Here is a 16,529-nt window from a genome sequence, read left to right as displayed (position 1 = left end):
CCTTAGCGGCTGAGCGCGGCGGCGATATCTGCTCCCACGAATTCGGCCGCCTGATTGGCAGCGCGATTTTCGGCATCACGGATAGCCCGCTGCTTCGCAAATTCCTGTCTCGGGAAGTCGACCAGCGCCGTCGCTTCGCGTCTGCCCGCTTTGATCACTTGATTGTCTTTGGTGGTACGCAAAGTGTAGCTGACCGAGACCGTCGCGCGACCTGCGCGAGATGTATCCGAGGACTGAACAAGCAATGTATCGGCAACATATGACGAAACTTGCATATCAACCATGTAATTCGGCTTTTCAACTTCACCGGCACCGCGGGACGCCAGGAAGATCAGATGGTTGCGAACTTCCTGGCCGACACGCGTACCCGCTTCGGAAAAGCCGACGGAGCCGAGTTTCTCGGTAACGCCGGTGCTTTCGGAGTAAAGCGGACGAACCTGGCAGGCGGAAAGAAACGCCGTTGTGACAAGGATCGTGACGATGCCGGCGCGGTGCGCAAGCTTGCGGACGAAATCAGACGACAATGTTAACAATCCTCTGTGGAACCACGATGATTTTCTTCGGTGCTTGGCCGTTCAAGACATTTTTCACCGCGTCCAATTCCAGCACGGCTTCGGTGACGGCATTCTGATCTGCGTCGCGAGAAATTGTCAATTCGGCGCGCTTCTTGCCGTTGATTTGCACGGGAAGGGTCACGTCGTTCTCCACGACCAGCGATTCGTCATAATTTGGCCATGCCGTATGGGCGATGAGCTCCGCGTTGCCAAGGATCATCCAGCATTCTTCGGCCAGGTGCGGGGTCATCGGCGCAACGAGTTGAATAAGGATTTCGGCCGCATTTCGGATGGCTGCCCGATAACTGGCATCGCCCTCCCCGGCCGCGACCTTCGTCAGCGGGCCTGCCAGCGCGTTGACGAGTTCGTAGATGCGAGCGACCGCCTTGTTGAACCAGAGCCTGTCATAGTCGTTCTGGACGGCCTTCAGCGTCTTGTGGGCAAGCTGCGAAATTGCCAACGCATCACCTTCCTTTGCCGGCTTGGGCTCGACAGCGGCCAGGGCTTCTGCCGCTTCCGAGACCAGACGCCAGAGGCGCTGCGTGAAGCGATGGGCACCTTCGACCCCGGCTTCCGACCAGATGACGTCTCGCTCAGGCGGAGAATCGGACAAGACGAAGAAACGGGCAGTATCGGCGCCGTAGGAGGCGATGATATCATCCGGGTCCACGACATTCTTCTTCGACTTCGACATCTTTTCGATCGAGCCGATGGTAATTTCTTCGCCGCCCTCCAGCAGATAGGCGCTGCGCTTTCCGTCGATCTCCTCGATGCGGATATCGGCGGGGGAAATCCACTCGCGATGCATGCCGGCGCCGCGGCTATAGGTTTCGTGGACCACCATACCCTGGGTGAAGAGACCCTTGAAAGGCTCCTTGACGTCTACATGGCCGGTCTCGCGCATCGCGCGGGTGAAAAAGCGCGAATAGAGCAGGTGCAGGATCGCGTGTTCGATACCGCCGATATACTGGTCCACCGGCAGCCAGCGGTTGGCCACAGCAGGGTCGGTCGGCTGCTTCTCCCAGGGTGCGGTGAAGCGGGTGAAATACCAGCTCGAATCGACAAACGTGTCCATCGTATCCGTCTCGCGACGCGCATCCTTGCCACATTGCGGGCAGGCGACGTGACGCCAGGTCGGGTGACGGTCCAGCGGATTGCCAGGCTGATCGAAAGTTACATCCTGCGGCAGCTTCACAGGCAGGTCCTTTTTCGGAACCGGCACGACACCGCAATCATCGCAATGGATGACCGGGATTGGACAACCCCAGTAACGCTGGCGGGAAATGCCCCAGTCGCGCAGGCGGAAATTGACCTTGCGTTCGCCCTGCGGCGCATTGCCAAGCAGGGTGGACGACAGTTTGTCGGCAACAATCTGGAAGGCTTCGTCCGCCGTCTTGCCGTCGAGGAAGCGCGAGTTGATCATCACGCCCTCGCCGTCATAGGCGACATCGCCGATGGTGAAGCTTGCGGCATCGCCATCCTCAGGCATGACGACCGGCACAACCGGCAGGCCGTATTTGCGGGCGAAATCCAGGTCTCGCTGGTCGCCGGAGGGGCAGCCGAAGATGGCGCCCGTGCCGTAGTCCATCAGAACGAAGTTGGCGACGTAGACCGGCAGCTCCCAAGATGGATCGAGCGGATGCTTCACGCGGATGCCGGTATCCATCCCCTTCTTCTCAGCCGTCTCAAGTGCAGCAAGAGAAGTTCCAGCACGCCGGCATTCCTCACAGAAGGCCTCGATGTCAGGATTCCTTCCCGCTGCCTCCTTGGCGAGCGGATGATCGGCGGCGATCGCCAGGAAGGAGGCCCCGAAGAGCGTATCCGGGCGCGTCGTGTAGACCTCCACTTCGGTTTCGCCGGCAGGTGCGGTTTCCGGGACGATCTCCCAGCGGATCGTGAGGCCTTCAGAGCGACCGATCCAGTTTTTCTGCATCAGGCGCACTTTTTCCGGCCACTGATCGAGCGTATCAAGCGCGTCCAGCAGGTCCTGGCTGAAGTCGGTGATCTTGAAGAACCACTGCGTCAGTTCGCGCTGCTCGACCAGTGCGCCGGAACGCCAGCCACGGCCGTCGATGACCTGTTCGTTGGCGAGAACGGTATTGTCGACCGGATCCCAGTTCACCTTAGACTGCTTGCGGTAGACGAGGCCCTTTTCCAGGAAGTCCAGGAAGAGATGCTGCTGCTGCTGATAGTACTCGACATCGCAGGTCGCGAATTCGCGTGACCAGTCCAGCGACAGGCCCATCGCCTTCAGCTGTGCTTTCATCGAGCCGATGTTCTGGTAGGTCCAGGATGCGGGGTGTACGCCGCGCTCCATAGCCGCATTTTCCGCCGGCATGCCGAAGGCATCCCAACCCATCGGATGGAGCACATTATAGCCGCGGGCGCGCTTGTAGCGCGCCACCACGTCACCCATGGCATAATTGCGAACATGGCCCATATGGATTCGGCCCGAAGGATAGGGGAACATCTCCAGGACGTAATATTTTTCGCGCGGATCGGAGTTGTCGGTCTCGAAGACCTTTTCCTCGTTCCATTTCTGCTGCCAGCGAGGCTCGACATCGCGCGGATTGTAACGTTCGGTAGCCATAATCAGATTTCCGGAAAATCAGGGGAGGTTGGCCGAGACCTTCACCATGAAACCAATCAAGCGTCAAGTTTTGCGGGCGCCTCACGCGTTCGATCTCGGCTTGGAGGCGATTTCGCAGAGACAAGTCTTGGCAAGGCCACGACAGCCCAGTAGTGCATTGCCGATGGATTAGCCGGATGTCGGGGCATAGCGATGGAACTTCAAGAGCGTTTGAAAGAAGTATGGTCCAAGATCGATGCCGCGGGGCGGGATGCGGGCCGTCCGGCACGTTCAGTGCAACTTGTGGCGGTCTCCAAGACTTTTGACGCCGATACCATTCGCCTGGCTATTGAAGCTGGCCAGCGCATTTTTGGAGAAAACCGCGTTCAGGAAAGCCAGGGAAAATGGCCGGAACTGAAGGCGGAAACGCCCGGCATCGAGTTGCACCTCATCGGCCCGCTGCAATCCAACAAGGCTGCGGAAGCGGTTGCGCTCTTCGATGTGATCGAGACCATTGACCGTGAGAAGATCGCGCGCGCCATTGCTGAGGAAATGAAGCGGCAGGGCAAGGTGTTGCGTCTCTATGTGCAGGTCAATACAGGCCTGGAACCACAAAAGGCCGGTGTTGCGCCTGGCGATACAGCCGCTTTCGTGAACTTCTGTCGCAGTGAGCTCGGCCTCACCATTGAAGGGTTGATGTGTATTCCGCCGGCGGATGAAAATCCCGGCCCGCATTTCGCCCTGCTCGCCAAGCTCGCAGAAAAGTGCGGCGTACAAAGACTCTCCATGGGCATGTCGGGTGACTACGAGATCGCCATTGCGTTCGGGGCCACGAGCGTGCGTGTCGGCTCGGCGATTTTCGGGGCGCGTTAACAAATGGCGGAAAACGACCTCTTCGAATCAGAGGCTTATTCGTGATTCAACGAGCTATCCGCGGCCCCCTGTTTGGAAAGCGATAATATTCATTAATGCGAAAAAAGTTTCAGCAGGCGGTTTCTCTCGTGAAGCCTTGATTGGTCAAACTCGGCCATGCTTCTCTAAGACATTCTAAATATTAAATAATTTTTGTGGGATTCGTGTGCTTCTTCGAGGCTCCTCGGAAGCCGCCGCAAGCCCTAACGAGAGCTTAAATTAAATTTTCCGAAAAGCTAATTGAGGAATTATTAACTATGTTGGGTGCAACCATTCGTTAACGGCAATGACCCAGCTCTCTTGGGTTTTGCATGAAGCGTCGCCGTTACCGGACTTGTCCGGATGACCCCTTTCACTTTGATTGCGGAAAACGGAACATGACAAGCATCCTCACCAACAACGCTGCTATGGCAGCGCTGCAGACCCTGCGCGGCATAAACGATAGCCTCAAGGATACCCAGGGTCGGGTCTCTTCGGGCTACCGTATCGATAAGGCGGCGGACAATGCTGCCTACTGGTCGATCGCAACAACCATGCGTTCGGACAATAAGGCCCTCTCGGCCGTTTCCGATGCACTCGGCCTTGGTGCAGCAAAGGTGGACACCGCCTATACTGCCATGGACAACGCCATCGACGTTGTCACGGAAATCAAGGCGAAGATCGTCGCTGCCACGGAAAAGGGCGTGGACAAAACCAAGATCCAGGAAGAACTCGACCAGCTGCAGGAACAGCTGGTGAGCATCGCCCAGTCGGCTTCCTTCTCCGGTGAAAACTGGGTTGCCGGCGCTTCGGGCACGAAGAGCGTCGTCTCCTCTTTCGTCCGTGACGGTTCGAATGCCGTTTCTGTCAAGATGACGGATTATGTCCTGAACGACGGCACGCTTGGCAATGTGCTGTTCGGGATGAACAGCAATGGCACGATCCAAACGACGAGCGGCATCATCGGCACCGCCTTCAACGGGACTTATGGCAATACGGTTATCGTCATGCCGTCGATCTATGCGCTCGATATCACCACCTTCACACAAGGCCAGCTCGATGGAGCGCTTTCCGGCGTCGAACTTGTGCTCCAGGCCTTGACGAATGCAGGCTCGCAGCTCGGTTCGATTTCGACCCGAATACAGTTGCAGGAAACCTTCGTCAGCGCCCTGAGCGACTCGATCGACTCGGGTGTTGGCCGCCTCGTCGATGCCGACATGGAAGAGGAATCCTCCAAGCTCTCTGCCCTGCAGACGCAACAGCAGCTTGCGATCCAGTCTCTCTCGATTGCCAATTCCTCGGCACAGAACATTCTCTCGCTCTTCCGCAGCTAATAAGCGCGCAGGAGACGGCAACAAAAAACCCCGCCATTAGCGGGGTTTATTCATTTCTGGATATGACGATCTTAGAACTGATCGTCTTCATCCTCGTCCTTAGGCGCCGAACGCAGTGAGCTCAGCTTGCGGAAGACGGCATCGGCGTCGATTTCCTTTTCCTCCTCGCGCTCGTAGCTCGGCGTCAGACGCTCTGTTTCCTGAGCGGACTGCAGCGTTGCGCCGAGTTCGGCAGCGGTCGGCAGCGGACGGCCCTTGGATGCCTTTTCCACTTCCATGTCGAGATCGATCTGGCTGCAAAGGCCGAGCGTGACCGGGTCCATCGGTGCCAGGTTTGCCGAATTCCAGTGGGTGCGCTCGCGGATCTGCTCGATCGTCGACTTGGTGGTGCCGACGAGACGCGAAATCTGGGCATCTTTCAGTTCCGGATGGTTGCGAACCAGCCAGAGAATGGCGTTCGGGCGGTCCTGACGCTTGGAAACCGGCGTGTAGCGCGGACCGCGGCGTTTGGATTCCGGTACGCGGACCTTCGGCTCGGAAAGCTTCAGCTTATAGTTGGGGTTGCCCTCGGCGCGGGCGATTTCATCGCGGGAAAGCTGGCCGGTGGCGATCGGGTCCAGGCCCTTGATGCCCTGCGCGGCTTCGCCATCGGCAATCGCCTTCACTTCGAGCGGATGCAGTTTGCAGAACTGAGCAATCTGGTCGAAAGACAGGGCTGTATTGTCGACGAGCCAGATGGCAGTCGCCTTCGGCATGAGCAGCTGTTGAGCCATGGATATAGTCCTTCTGTCGTCCGCGCCGGTCGCGGTCCGTGGATTGTCACCACAATGTCCGGGAAATATGGCGCTATATAACCGCACTGTCGCAGAATTGCAATTCTTCAGAAATGAAATGACCTTTGTCTAATTGCCGTCATCAGACGACCTGATATGAATTGCGCAATTCAAGTCCGGTCGCTGCGTCGAAACCATCGGCCGTTGCATAGCCTTGTGAGGAGGAGTTCCCATGTCGGAGAAGATCTATCCGGTTTCCAAACCGGTGAAGACTCGTGCGCTGATCGATCAGGCCAAGTACGAGCAATGGTACGAGGAGAGCATTGAAAATCCTGACAAGTTTTGGGGTAAACACGGCAAGCGCATCGACTGGTTCAAGCCCTATACCAAGGTCAAGAACACCTCCTTCACCGGCAAGGTGTCGATCAAGTGGTTCGAGGACGGCCAGACCAATGTTTCCTATAATTGCATTGATCGTCACCTGAAGACGAACGGCAACCAGACCGCCATCATCTTCGAAGGCGACAACCCCTATATCGATAAGAAGATCACCTATAACGAACTCTATGAGCACGTCTGCCGCATGGCGAACGTGCTGAAGAAGCATGGCGTCAAAAAGGGTGACCGTGTCACCATTTACATGCCGATGATCCCTGAAGCCGCCTATGCGATGCTCGCCTGCGCCCGCATCGGTGCGGTGCATTCCGTCGTCTTCGGCGGCTTCTCGCCGGAGGCGCTGGCCGGCCGTATTGTCGACTGCCAATCCACCTTCGTCATCACCTGCGACGAGGGCATTCGCGGCGGCAAGCCGGTTCCGCTGAAAGACAATACGGATACCGCCATCCATATTGCGGCCCGCCAGCATGTCACGGTCAGCAAGGTGCTCGTCGTGCGTCGCACCGGCGGCAAGACCGGCTGGGCGCCGGGCCGCGACCTCTGGTACCATCAGGAAATCGCCACGGTGAAGCCGGAATGCCCGCCGGTGAAGATGAGGGCGGAGGATCCGCTTTTCATCCTCTATACGTCAGGCTCGACGGGGAAGCCGAAGGGTGTCCTGCACACGACGGGCGGTTATCTCGTCTATGCGGCGATGACACATGAATATGTCTTCGATTATCACCCTGGTGATATCTACTGGTGCACGGCCGATGTCGGTTGGGTTACTGGTCATTCCTATATCGTTTATGGCCCGCTGGCGAACTGCGCGACAACGCTGATGTTCGAAGGCGTGCCGAATTTCCCGGACCAAGGCCGTTTCTGGGAAATCATCGACAAGCACAAGGTCAATATCTTCTACACTGCGCCGACGGCGATCCGTTCGCTCATGGGTGCTGGCGACCATTTCGTTACCCGCTCTTCGCGCGAGAGCCTACGGCTGCTCGGCACGGTCGGCGAACCGATCAATCCGGAAGCCTGGGAATGGTATTACAACGTCGTCGGCGAAAAGCGCTGCCCTGTGATCGATACATGGTGGCAGACGGAGACCGGCGGCCATATGATCACGCCGCTGCCGGGCGCAACCGACCTCAAGCCCGGATCGGCCACCAAGCCCTTCTTCGGCGTCAAGCCGCAGCTCGTCGACAATGAGGGTAAGGTGCTCGAGGGTGCCGCCGACGGCAATCTCTGCATCAGCGATAGCTGGCCGGGCCAGATGCGTACGGTCTATGGTGACCACGAGCGCTTCATCCAGACCTACTTCTCCACTTACAAGGGCAAGTATTTCACCGGTGACGGCTGCCGCCGCGATGAGGACGGCTATTACTGGATAACCGGCCGCGTTGATGACGTTCTGAACGTCTCCGGCCATCGTCTCGGCACCGCGGAAGTCGAATCCGCGCTCGTCTCGCACAATCTCGTCTCGGAAGCTGCCGTCGTCGGTTATCCGCATCCGATCAAAGGCCAGGGCATCTATTGTTACGTTACGTTGATGGCGGGCAATCAGGGCACAGATGAGCTGCGTCAGCAGCTCGTTAAACATGTGCGTGGGGAAATCGGTCCGATTGCAGCACCTGACAAAATCCAATTCGCGCCCGGGCTGCCGAAGACCCGCTCGGGCAAGATCATGCGCCGCATCCTGCGCAAGATCGCCGAGGACGATTTCGGTTCGCTTGGCGATACCTCGACCCTGGCAGATCCGGCCGTTGTCGACGATCTCATCGCTAACCGGCAGAACAAGGCTACGGCTTAAAGTCAAAGGGCCGCTCCGCCGTCAGGAGCGGCCCTATTCTTCCGCGCAGAAAACCTGTGGCTTGCGGCCGCCGTCATAGGCGCGGACCAGTCCTTCCGAAAGAAGATCCTGTGCGGGATTGCGCCCGTCCGCGAAAGTGACATCAGCGAGAATTCGGCCGAAATATTTATCGCCGGCGATCCCCCTCAACTGAATAATGGAGACGCCTGATATCATTTGTTGAAGCGCATCGCGGGCCTTAAGACCAGCCTTCCGGATTTCCGTGCATTTCGAATGGATTTCGGGCGCGTCTATGCCGCGAATGCGGACATGGACTTCCATAGTCTGCTGTGGCCAGGGTGTTGCAGGAACCAGTAGCGTATCGCCGTCAATGATCTGGATAATCTCCGCCGATACGGGTCCGTCGATTTCGTCCCGTGCCGCAAGGGTCGGCACAAACGAAAGAGACAACAGAAGAATCGAGAGCGGCTTCAACATAACAGGATAAATTCCGATTACGCTGCGAAGTCAATGGGAATATTTACCTAGAAGTCGATCGCTCGACCGTTGATCTCATAGTCGCCAAAGCGGGAGGGCTCAGCTCCGCCCCGCCCGCCGATCTCCGGTGGCAGTTCGGCAGGCTTCGCATTCTTGCGGCGCTCTTCGGCTTCGGCGAGCGCACGCCTGGCGGCAGGGGAAAGCATCTTGCGCGGCAGCTCGGAGCCTTCTGGCGCCGGGGTTTCCATATTGTCGTTATCGGCCGTCTGCATGCTGCGCTCCCGCCTGAAAATATTGAAAATGGCTGGCGAATAACCAAATCATAGAGCGTCGGCGCCAGGATTTAAAGCATCGCGCTGCAATCAAGGAGATGGAGACCTCTGATGAACCTCGTGCGTACTGCCATGTTGCTTGCCTTCATGACGGCGCTTTTCATGTTTGTCGGCTTTTTGATCGGCGGCCGGGGCGGCATGATGATCGCCTTTCTCATCGCTGCCGGCATGAATTTCTTCTCCTACTGGAATGCTGACAGGATGGTGCTGTCGGCCTATCGGGCGCAGGAGGTCGATGAGCGCAACGCCCCGGAATTCTATCGTATCGTGCGCGATCTCGCTCATAATGCCGGGTTGCCAATGCCCAAGGTCTATCTCTATGACAACCCTCAGCCGAATGCCTTTGCGACCGGCCGCAATCCGGAGAATGCCGCCGTCGCGGCTTCTACGGGCCTTCTTGCCGTCCTCTCGCCGGAAGAGGTTGCAGGCGTGATGGCGCATGAGCTTGCCCACGTCCAGAACCGCGATACGCTGACGATGACGATTACCGCCACGCTTGCGGGTGCAATCTCGATGCTCGGCAATTTCGCCTTCTTCTTCGGCGGCAATCGCGAGAACAACAACAATCCCCTGGGTTTCATCGGCGTGCTCGTCGCGATGATCGTGGCGCCGCTGGCCGCCATGCTGGTGCAGATGGCGATCAGCCGCACGCGCGAATATTCGGCCGACAGGCGCGGTGCTGAAATCTGCGGCAATCCATTGTGGCTGGCCTCGGCGCTGGGCAAGATTGCCCGCGGCCCGGCGCATGTGCCGAACTACGACGCGGAGCGCAACCCGGCCACCGCGCATATGTTCATCATCAACCCGCTCTCCGGCGAGCGCATGGACAATCTGTTCTCGACACATCCGGATACCGAAAATCGTATTGCTGCCTTGCAGGAAATGGCACGGGGAGGTTTCGACGTCTCGACGCCGCCGGTTCGCGCTGCTAATCCGACACGCAAATCGCGCTCGGTTCCCAATACCGGTTTCGGCCGCGGTGACTCGCAACCGCCAAAGGGTCCGTGGTCTTGAATTCAGACGGCAAGAAGAAGCCAGCTCGCGAACAAAAAGCTTCAGCAGAACGCCCAGCGCCGGCACCGGTAAAACCCGGCCTGCCGGCGCGTGCGGCTGCCGCAAAAATCCTGGCCGCAGTCGTAGACAAAAAACTGCCGCTCGATGGCGCGCTGGATCACGAGCATGGAAATCCGGCCTACAAAGCGCTCGGGGAAAGCGATCGTGCGCTGGTCCGCGCCATTCTCAATACCACGCTCAGGCATCTGCCCCGTATTGATGCCGCCATTGCCTCGCTGCTCGAAACGCCACTGCCGGAAGGCGCCCGAGCTCTGCATCATGTGCTTGCCGTAGGTGCCGCGCAGATTCTCTATCTCGACGTTCCCGATCACTCCGCCGTCGACCTTGCGGTCGAACAGGCCAATCAGGATCCTCGCAATCGGCGTTTCGCCAAGCTCGTCAATGCGATCCTGCGCCGTCTCGGCCGCGAGAAGGAGCACATCCTTGCCGAGATTGCTGACATTCCGCCAATGCCGGCGTGGTTCATCGCGCGGCTTGCGAAAGCCTATGGGAAAGAGCGGGCGCTTGCCATTTCCGAATCCCAGCTTGAGCCTGCAGCGATCGACCTTACCGTTAAATCCGATGCCGCAGGCTGGGCGGAGCGCCTGAACGGCGCTGTGTTACCGACTGGCGGCGTGCGGCTTTCCGCTTTTGAAGGCGGCATTCCCTCGCTTGCCGGCTTTGACGAGGGTGAATGGTGGGTTCAGGACGCGGCTGCGAGCATTCCCGCAAAGCTCTTCGGTGAGCTTACCGGCAAGCGTGTTGCCGATCTCTGCGCTGCACCGGGTGGCAAGACCGCACAGCTCATCCTTGCCGGTGGCAGGGTGACCGCAATCGATCAGTCCGAAAACCGGCTGAAGCGCTTGCGCTCCAATCTGGAGCGGCTTGGCCTCGAAGCCGATACGATCGCAGTGGATCTTACGAAATTCGAACCGTCCGAGCGCTTCGACGCGATTCTTCTCGACGCACCCTGCTCATCGACGGGTACGACGCGCCGGCATCCCGACGTGCTCTGGACGAAGGGGCCGGAGGATATTGCTAAATTGGCGGCACTGCAGGAGCGCCTTCTGCGCCATGCCGTTACCTTGCTGAACCCCGGCGGCGTGCTTGTCTTTTCCAACTGCTCGCTCGATCCGCAGGAAGGCGAAGAGGTCGTGGCGCGCGTTCTCGAAGATTTGAAGAGCGTCGAGCGGCTGCCGATCGACGCAATAAGATGGCCCGGCATGGAACAGGCCATTACACCGCTGGGCGAGTTTCGCACGCTCCCTACGATGCTGGGTATGCCTGACGGTTTCGCTTCGGGCCTCGACGGCTTCTACGCCGCAGTGCTCAGACGAGTCTGAATGCTATTATATTCTAACTTCATCACAAAATAATACATCGTGGCTAATGAAATCGGTTTAGATTCATCTATTCTTAACCACGAGGGTCAATAGACATTTGATATGCAGTCCGGTCGGCGTCTTGCGAGCATGTATGTTCGGGAAGCTTGGCGGCGCGGTACGCGCCGTGCCGCACTTCTGCGCCTGCGCTTCTTCCGACATGCAATTCCGGTTCCCGAACGCCTGATCGTCGCGCCGACGGATCTGAGAGGCGTCGATTCCCACGTTGCCGACGAGATCATCGACGGACGGTTTCCGCTCGCTGGCCGAATGCTGGAAACCGGCGGCAAGTCCCCCTTTACGCTTACTCTTCCGTCGCGTGCTTTCGCGATCAGGCTTCATAGTTTCGGCTGGCTGCGGCATATGCGGGCCAACAAGAGCGAGCGCGGTTCGGCTGTTGCCCGTGCGATCGTCGATAGTTGGCTTTCGATTCATGGAGGCCGTATCGAGGGGATCGCCTGGGAGACCGACGTCGTCTCACAGCGCGTCATTGCCTGGCTGGCGCATTCTCCGGTCGTCCTGCAGAACGCCGATCGCGGCTTCTATCGCCGCTTCATGAAGTCGCTCGCTTTTCATATCGGCTACTTGCGGCGCATGGCACCCTATTCGACCGGCGAAGTCCGCTTCCGGCTGCGCATCGCGCTTGCCATGGCCTCCGTCGCCATGCCGGTGCGTGCCTCGACCATCCGGCGGGCCGCCCAAGCGCTCGACCGCGAATTCGATAGCCAGATTCTGCTTGACGGCGGCCATATCTCCCGCAATCCCCGCATCGGGTTGGAGCTATTGCTCGATCTGCTGCCGCTGAGACAAACCTATGTCAATCTCGGCCATGATCTGCCGCAGAAGCTGATCTCCGGTATCGACCGCATGTACCCCGCCCTGCGCTTCTTCCGCCATCAGGACGGAGATCTGGCGCTCTTCAATGGCGCGACATCCACGCTGGCAGACGAGCTGATGTCCGTGCTGCGCTATGATGAGACGGCGGGCCAGCCTTTCAAGGCGCTGCCGCACTCACGCTATCAGCGGCTTGCCGCCGGCAAGACGGTGATCATTGCCGATACAGGGCCACCCTCGCCCGGCTGTTTCAGAACGGCCCACGCAGGCAGTCTCTCTTTCGAAATGTCCTCCGGCCGTTACCGCTTCATCGTCAACTCAGGATCACCGAAATTCGCCGGCCAGCGCTATGTGCAGATGGCCCGCACCACGGCTGCCCATTCCACCGTGGTTTTGAACGATACGTCCTCCAGCCGTTTCTCTCCCTCAGCCTTTCTGGCTCACATGATGACGGAACCGGTGGAAACGGTTGCCGCCGAGCGCGTGGAGACTGAGGATGGCCGCGAAGGCATCAAGGCAAGGCATGACGGTTATCTCGATGCTTTTGGGGTCATCCATGAGCGGGAGCTGACGCTTAATGCCGCCGGCTCCATCGTGACCGGCATGGACCGTTTCGTGACGGATGACCGGTATCACAGCGAAGGACCGCTGCGGGCGGTTGCCCGCTTCCATATCCATCCCGCCATCGTGCCGCGGCAGAACGACACGGAATCCGTGCTGCTGACGGCGCCGGATGGCGAAAGCTGGTTGTTCTCCTCTCCCGGCAATGAAGTGCTGATCTCCGAAGATATTTTCTTTGCCGACAGCGCCGGTATCAGCAGCTCGGACCAGATCGAGATCGACTTCGATTTGGGGGAGAAACCTGAAATTCGCTGGTTTTTATCGCGCAAAAGCTAAAGCATTTCTGTTTTCTCTGAACATGGAAATGCTTTATCTCTTTCCTTTGTGCAGTTCCGAACGCAAACCGATGCACACTTTTGCTGGAATTGCTTCGGCGGCTGTTTGCGCCGGCTCCAAGCTGTGCTAACGCGGCCTCATCAAGCGTCCCTCGCCCGGATGTCTCCCGCGTAGCCCGAACGGAGAAGGTTCATGGCCGTCATTTCCAAGAAAATCCCCGCCCCCGACAAGGTCGAGATCAAGACTGCGCTGCTTTCTGTCTTCGACAAGACCGGTATCATCGACCTTGCCCGGTCGCTTTCGGCGCGTGGCGTGCGCTTGCTGTCGACCGGCGGCACCTACAAGGTGATCGCGGCCGAGGGACTTGCCGTAACCGACGTTTCCGAAGTGACTCAGTTTCCTGAGATCATGGATGGCCGCGTGAAGACCTTGCATCCCAAGGTGCATGGCGGCCTGCTGGCGATTCGTGACGATGCCGAACATCAGGAAGCTATGAAAGCACATGGGATCGACGGCATCGACCTGCTGGTCGTCAATCTCTATCCTTTCGAGGATGTTCGTGCGGCCGGTGGAGACTATCCGACGACGGTCGAGAATATCGATATCGGCGGCCCGGCAATGATCCGCGCTTCGGCCAAGAACCATGCCTATGTCACCGTCATTACCGACCCGGCAGACTATGCCGAGCTCGCCGAGCAACTGTCGGCCGATGCCGGCAAGACGGCCTATGCCTTCCGCCAGCGCATGGCAGCTAAGGCCTATGCCCGCACCGCCGCCTATGACGCTGCCATCTCCAACTGGTTTGCCGAGGCGCTTTCGATCGATACGCCGCGTCACCGCACCATTGGCGGCGTGCTGAAGGAAGAGATGCGCTATGGTGAAAACCCGCACCAGAAGGCTGCCTTCTATGTGACGGGCGAAAAGCGCCCGGGCGTTTCGACAGCCGTCCTGCTGCAGGGCAAGCAGCTTTCTTATAACAATATCAACGATACCGATGCGGCCTACGAGCTCGTTGCCGAGTTCCTGCCTGAGAAGTCGCCGGCCTGCGCCATCATCAAGCACGCCAATCCCTGTGGTGTCGCAACCGGTTCAACGCTTCTCGAAGCCTACAAGCGGGCGCTTGCCTGCGATTCCGTCTCTGCTTTCGGGGGTATCATCGCGCTGAACCAGACGCTCGATGCGGCGACAGCCGAAGAAATCATCCAGCTCTTCACCGAGGTCATTATCGCACCTGACGTCACCGAAGAAGCCAAGGCGGTCGTCGCACGCAAGCCTAACCTGCGCCTGCTCTCAGCCGGCGGCCTGCCGGATGCGCGTGCGGCCGGCATTACTGCCAAGACGGTTTCCGGCGGCCTGCTCGTCCAGAGCCGCGACAACGGCATGGTCGAGGATCTGGAACTGAAGGTGGTCACCAAGCGTGCGCCGACGGCCCAGGAGCTCGAAGACATGAAGTTCGCCTTCAAGGTCGGCAAGCATGTGAAGTCGAATGCGGTCGTCTATGCCAAGGGCGGCCAGACCGCAGGTATCGGCGCCGGCCAGATGAGCCGCGTCGATTCCGCCCGCATCGCCGCGCTGAAGGCTGAGGAAGCGGCAAAGGCGCTCGGCCTCGCCGTTCCGATGACGCATGGTTCGGCAGTCGCTTCCGAAGCCTTCCTGCCCTTCGCCGACGGTCTGCTGTCGATGATTGCTGCCGGCGCTACCGCCGTGATCCAGCCGGGCGGTTCGATGCGCGATCAGGAGGTCATCGATGCCGCAAACGAGCACAATGTTGCGATGGTCTTTACCGGCATGCGCCATTTCCGCCATTAAACTGGACAACGGATAGATCCCCGACTTTGCGGCCGGGGAGTTTACCAGGCGCGATCTGCCGGATAGGGCGTGCGGATCAGCAACACCAGGCCTGCGGCCAGGAACAGGATCAGCGTCGACATGCCGAGATGCGCCGATCCTGTCATATAGGTCACGATCGAAAACAACAGCGTTGCCATGAAGCTCGTGGCGCGGCCGGACAGCGCATAGATGCCGAAATAGCGGCCGGCTTCTTCCAGGCTGACGCTGCGCGCCAGATAGGAGCGTGATGAAGCCTGCACTGGTCCGAAGGCAAGACCGATCAACAGGCCATAGAGAATATAGGCCTTTTCCGCCATCGTGCCGAATAAGCCGCCGCCGTCGGCGGTCGAAAGCGGCATCAGTCCGAAGAAAGTGTAGCCCGGGCCGGTGGAAATGATGCCGATCGTGGCCAGCAACAGCATGGTCAGGCTGATGATAACGGTAACCTTGGAGCCGATCCCCCTGTCGACGTGCCCGGCAATCAGGCAGCCGAGGATCGCCACGACATTGAGGATGATCCCGTAGATGCCGATCTCGATCGTTGCCCAGCCGAACATGCCCGCCGCGAAGGCGCCACCAAGGATCAGCAGGCCGTTGACGCCATCCTGATAGATCATGCGGGCGATAAGGAAGGTCAGGATGCCGCGGCGGGTCTTCAATTCGGCGAGCGTATTGCGCAATTCCCTTAGGCCGAAGCGCACGGCAAAGCTGAAAGGCAGGCCTTTGCGGGCATCCGGTGTGAAGAAAAACATCGGCAGGATGAAGATCAGATACCAGACGGCCGAAATCGGACCGGTGACGCGCGCATCCTCGCCCGTATGAGTATCGAGGCCGAAAAGCGGATCGAGGCCCAGAATGGTCTTGCCGCTTTCCGGGCTGCCGGCCAGCAGCGCCACGACGGCGATCAGCACGATCATGCCGCCGAGATATCCAAGACCCCAGGCGGTGTTGGAAAGCTTGCCCACCTCGTCCTTGCCGACGAGGCGCGGCATCATGGAATCGTTGAATACGATCGAAAACTCCGCCGAGATTGAGGCGAGGATCATGAAGATGACGGGATAGATGATTGGCGAGCCGGGTGCCGCAAACCAGAGGCAGCAGAGGCTGACGATCTTGATCACAGCGAAGAAGGCGATCCAGGGTTTGCGCGCGCCGGACTGGTCGGCAATGGAGCCCAGTACGGGAGACAGGATGGCAATGATAACAGAGGAGATCGTCGCCATATTGCTCCACATCGTCTGCGCGGAGACGGGATCGGCCGTCAGTCGCGAGACGAAGTAGGGGCCGAAAATGAAGGTGGTAACCACGGTGAAGAAAGGTTGGGCTGCCCAATCGAAGAGCATCCAGCCCCATAGGCCCTTCTCCGTGGCTTTCGGCGGCTGCGTTCCTGTCCAGTCAATGCGATTCAAACGTCC

13 protein-coding genes are annotated in these 16,529 nt (G+C 58.9%); 7 read left to right on the top strand and 6 right to left on the bottom strand.

Going from position 1 to position 16,529, the window contains the following annotated elements; genetic code table 11:
- Positions 1-2: 2 nt before the first annotated feature.
- The gene (lptE, locus tag FHT92_RS21495) at positions 3-524 is read right to left on the bottom strand and encodes an LPS assembly lipoprotein LptE (RefSeq protein ID WP_183749723.1); all 522 of its coding nucleotides are present in this window, start codon (positions 522-524) and stop codon (positions 3-5) included.
- Entirely contained in the window at positions 514-3,144 is a 2,631-nt protein-coding gene (gene leuS / locus FHT92_RS21490; protein WP_183829103.1) for a leucine--tRNA ligase, read from the bottom strand. The genes lptE and leuS overlap by 11 nt, the downstream gene beginning before the upstream one ends.
- A gap of 192 nt (positions 3,145-3,336) precedes the next feature.
- On the opposite strand from leuS, the gene FHT92_RS21485 reads away from it, so the two are divergent.
- Together FHT92_RS21485 and FHT92_RS21480 are read left to right on the top strand one after the other, a co-directional pair.
- On the top strand, positions 3,337-3,996 hold the full coding sequence (locus FHT92_RS21485; protein ID WP_183829100.1) for a YggS family pyridoxal phosphate-dependent enzyme: 660 nt from the start codon (positions 3,337-3,339) through the stop codon (positions 3,994-3,996).
- A gap of 416 nt (positions 3,997-4,412) precedes the next feature.
- On the top strand, positions 4,413-5,348 hold the full coding sequence (locus FHT92_RS21480) for a flagellin (RefSeq protein ID WP_183749726.1): 936 nt from the start codon (positions 4,413-4,415) through the stop codon (positions 5,346-5,348).
- Positions 5,349-5,419: 71 nt separating this feature from the next.
- On the opposite strand, the gene FHT92_RS21475 is transcribed toward FHT92_RS21480, so the two are convergent.
- Positions 5,420-6,121 carry a DUF1013 domain-containing protein gene (locus tag FHT92_RS21475; protein ID WP_113300824.1) on the bottom strand — a complete coding sequence of 234 codons (702 nt, stop codon included), beginning with the start codon at positions 6,119-6,121 and terminating at the stop codon, positions 5,420-5,422.
- A 232-nt stretch (positions 6,122-6,353) separates the two neighbouring features.
- Here FHT92_RS21475 and acs point away from each other — a divergent pair, with 232 nt between their 5' ends.
- Positions 6,354-8,309, top strand: a complete 1,956-nt coding sequence (gene acs, locus FHT92_RS21470; protein ID WP_183749727.1) for an acetate--CoA ligase — start codon at positions 6,354-6,356, stop codon at positions 8,307-8,309.
- 33 nt (positions 8,310-8,342) lie between these two features.
- On the opposite strand, the gene FHT92_RS21465 is transcribed toward acs, so the two are convergent.
- Together FHT92_RS21465 and FHT92_RS21460 are read right to left on the bottom strand one after the other, a co-directional pair.
- A complete protein-coding gene (locus tag FHT92_RS21465; protein WP_246735526.1) occupies positions 8,343-8,759 on the bottom strand; it encodes a thermonuclease family protein in 417 nt (138 codons plus the stop codon).
- 74 nt (positions 8,760-8,833) lie between these two features.
- Entirely contained in the window at positions 8,834-9,058 is a 225-nt protein-coding gene (locus FHT92_RS21460; protein WP_183829094.1) for a DUF1674 domain-containing protein, read from the bottom strand.
- 111 nt (positions 9,059-9,169) lie between these two features.
- On the opposite strand from FHT92_RS21460, the gene htpX reads away from it, so the two are divergent.
- The 4 genes from htpX to purH all read left to right on the top strand — a co-directional run bounded on the left by htpX (position 9,170) and on the right by purH (position 15,093).
- The gene (htpX, locus tag FHT92_RS21455) at positions 9,170-10,132 is read left to right on the top strand and encodes a zinc metalloprotease HtpX (RefSeq protein ID WP_183829091.1); all 963 of its coding nucleotides are present in this window, start codon (positions 9,170-9,172) and stop codon (positions 10,130-10,132) included.
- Entirely contained in the window at positions 10,123-11,514 is a 1,392-nt protein-coding gene (locus tag FHT92_RS21450) for an RsmB/NOP family class I SAM-dependent RNA methyltransferase (protein WP_183829088.1), read from the top strand. The genes htpX and FHT92_RS21450 overlap by 10 nt, the downstream gene beginning before the upstream one ends.
- A gap of 102 nt (positions 11,515-11,616) precedes the next feature.
- The gene (locus tag FHT92_RS21445; protein ID WP_183829085.1) at positions 11,617-13,284 is read left to right on the top strand and encodes a heparinase II/III family protein; all 1,668 of its coding nucleotides are present in this window, start codon (positions 11,617-11,619) and stop codon (positions 13,282-13,284) included.
- Positions 13,285-13,476: 192 nt separating this feature from the next.
- Positions 13,477-15,093, top strand: a complete 1,617-nt coding sequence (gene purH / locus FHT92_RS21440) for a bifunctional phosphoribosylaminoimidazolecarboxamide formyltransferase/IMP cyclohydrolase (protein WP_183829082.1) — start codon at positions 13,477-13,479, stop codon at positions 15,091-15,093.
- Between the two features lie 41 nt (positions 15,094-15,134).
- On the opposite strand, the gene FHT92_RS21435 is transcribed toward purH, so the two are convergent.
- On the bottom strand, positions 15,135-16,523 hold the full coding sequence (locus FHT92_RS21435; RefSeq protein WP_183829078.1) for an MFS transporter: 1,389 nt from the start codon (positions 16,521-16,523) through the stop codon (positions 15,135-15,137).
- Positions 16,524-16,529: the final 6 nt, after the last annotated feature.

This window comes from Rhizobium sp. BK377 (assembly GCF_014193935.1).
In the GTDB taxonomy this organism is placed as follows: Bacteria; Pseudomonadota; Alphaproteobacteria; order Rhizobiales; family Rhizobiaceae; genus Rhizobium.
Note: the sequence above shows the minus strand (reverse complement) of the source record. Positions and strands in the feature narration are given on the sequence as shown.

Bases quoted from the DNA above. Each gene is read 5' to 3' on its own strand.
- leuS (WP_183829103.1), bottom strand. From the start codon at position 3,144: ATGGCTACCGAACGTTACAATCCGCGCGATGTCGAGCCTCGCTGGCAG.
- FHT92_RS21485 (WP_183829100.1), top strand. From the start codon at position 3,337: ATGGAACTTCAAGAGCGTTTGAAAGAAGTATGGTCCAAGATCGATGCC.
- FHT92_RS21480 (WP_183749726.1), top strand. From the start codon at position 4,413: ATGACAAGCATCCTCACCAACAACGCTGCTATGGCAGCGCTGCAGACC.
- FHT92_RS21475 (WP_113300824.1), bottom strand. From the start codon at position 6,121: ATGGCTCAACAGCTGCTCATGCCGAAGGCGACTGCCATCTGGCTCGTC.
- acs (WP_183749727.1), top strand. From the start codon at position 6,354: ATGTCGGAGAAGATCTATCCGGTTTCCAAACCGGTGAAGACTCGTGCG.
- FHT92_RS21460 (WP_183829094.1), bottom strand. From the start codon at position 9,058: ATGCAGACGGCCGATAACGACAATATGGAAACCCCGGCGCCAGAAGGC.
- htpX (WP_183829091.1), top strand. From the start codon at position 9,170: ATGAACCTCGTGCGTACTGCCATGTTGCTTGCCTTCATGACGGCGCTT.
- FHT92_RS21445 (WP_183829085.1), top strand. From the start codon at position 11,617: ATGCAGTCCGGTCGGCGTCTTGCGAGCATGTATGTTCGGGAAGCTTGG.
- purH (WP_183829082.1), top strand. From the start codon at position 13,477: ATGGCCGTCATTTCCAAGAAAATCCCCGCCCCCGACAAGGTCGAGATC.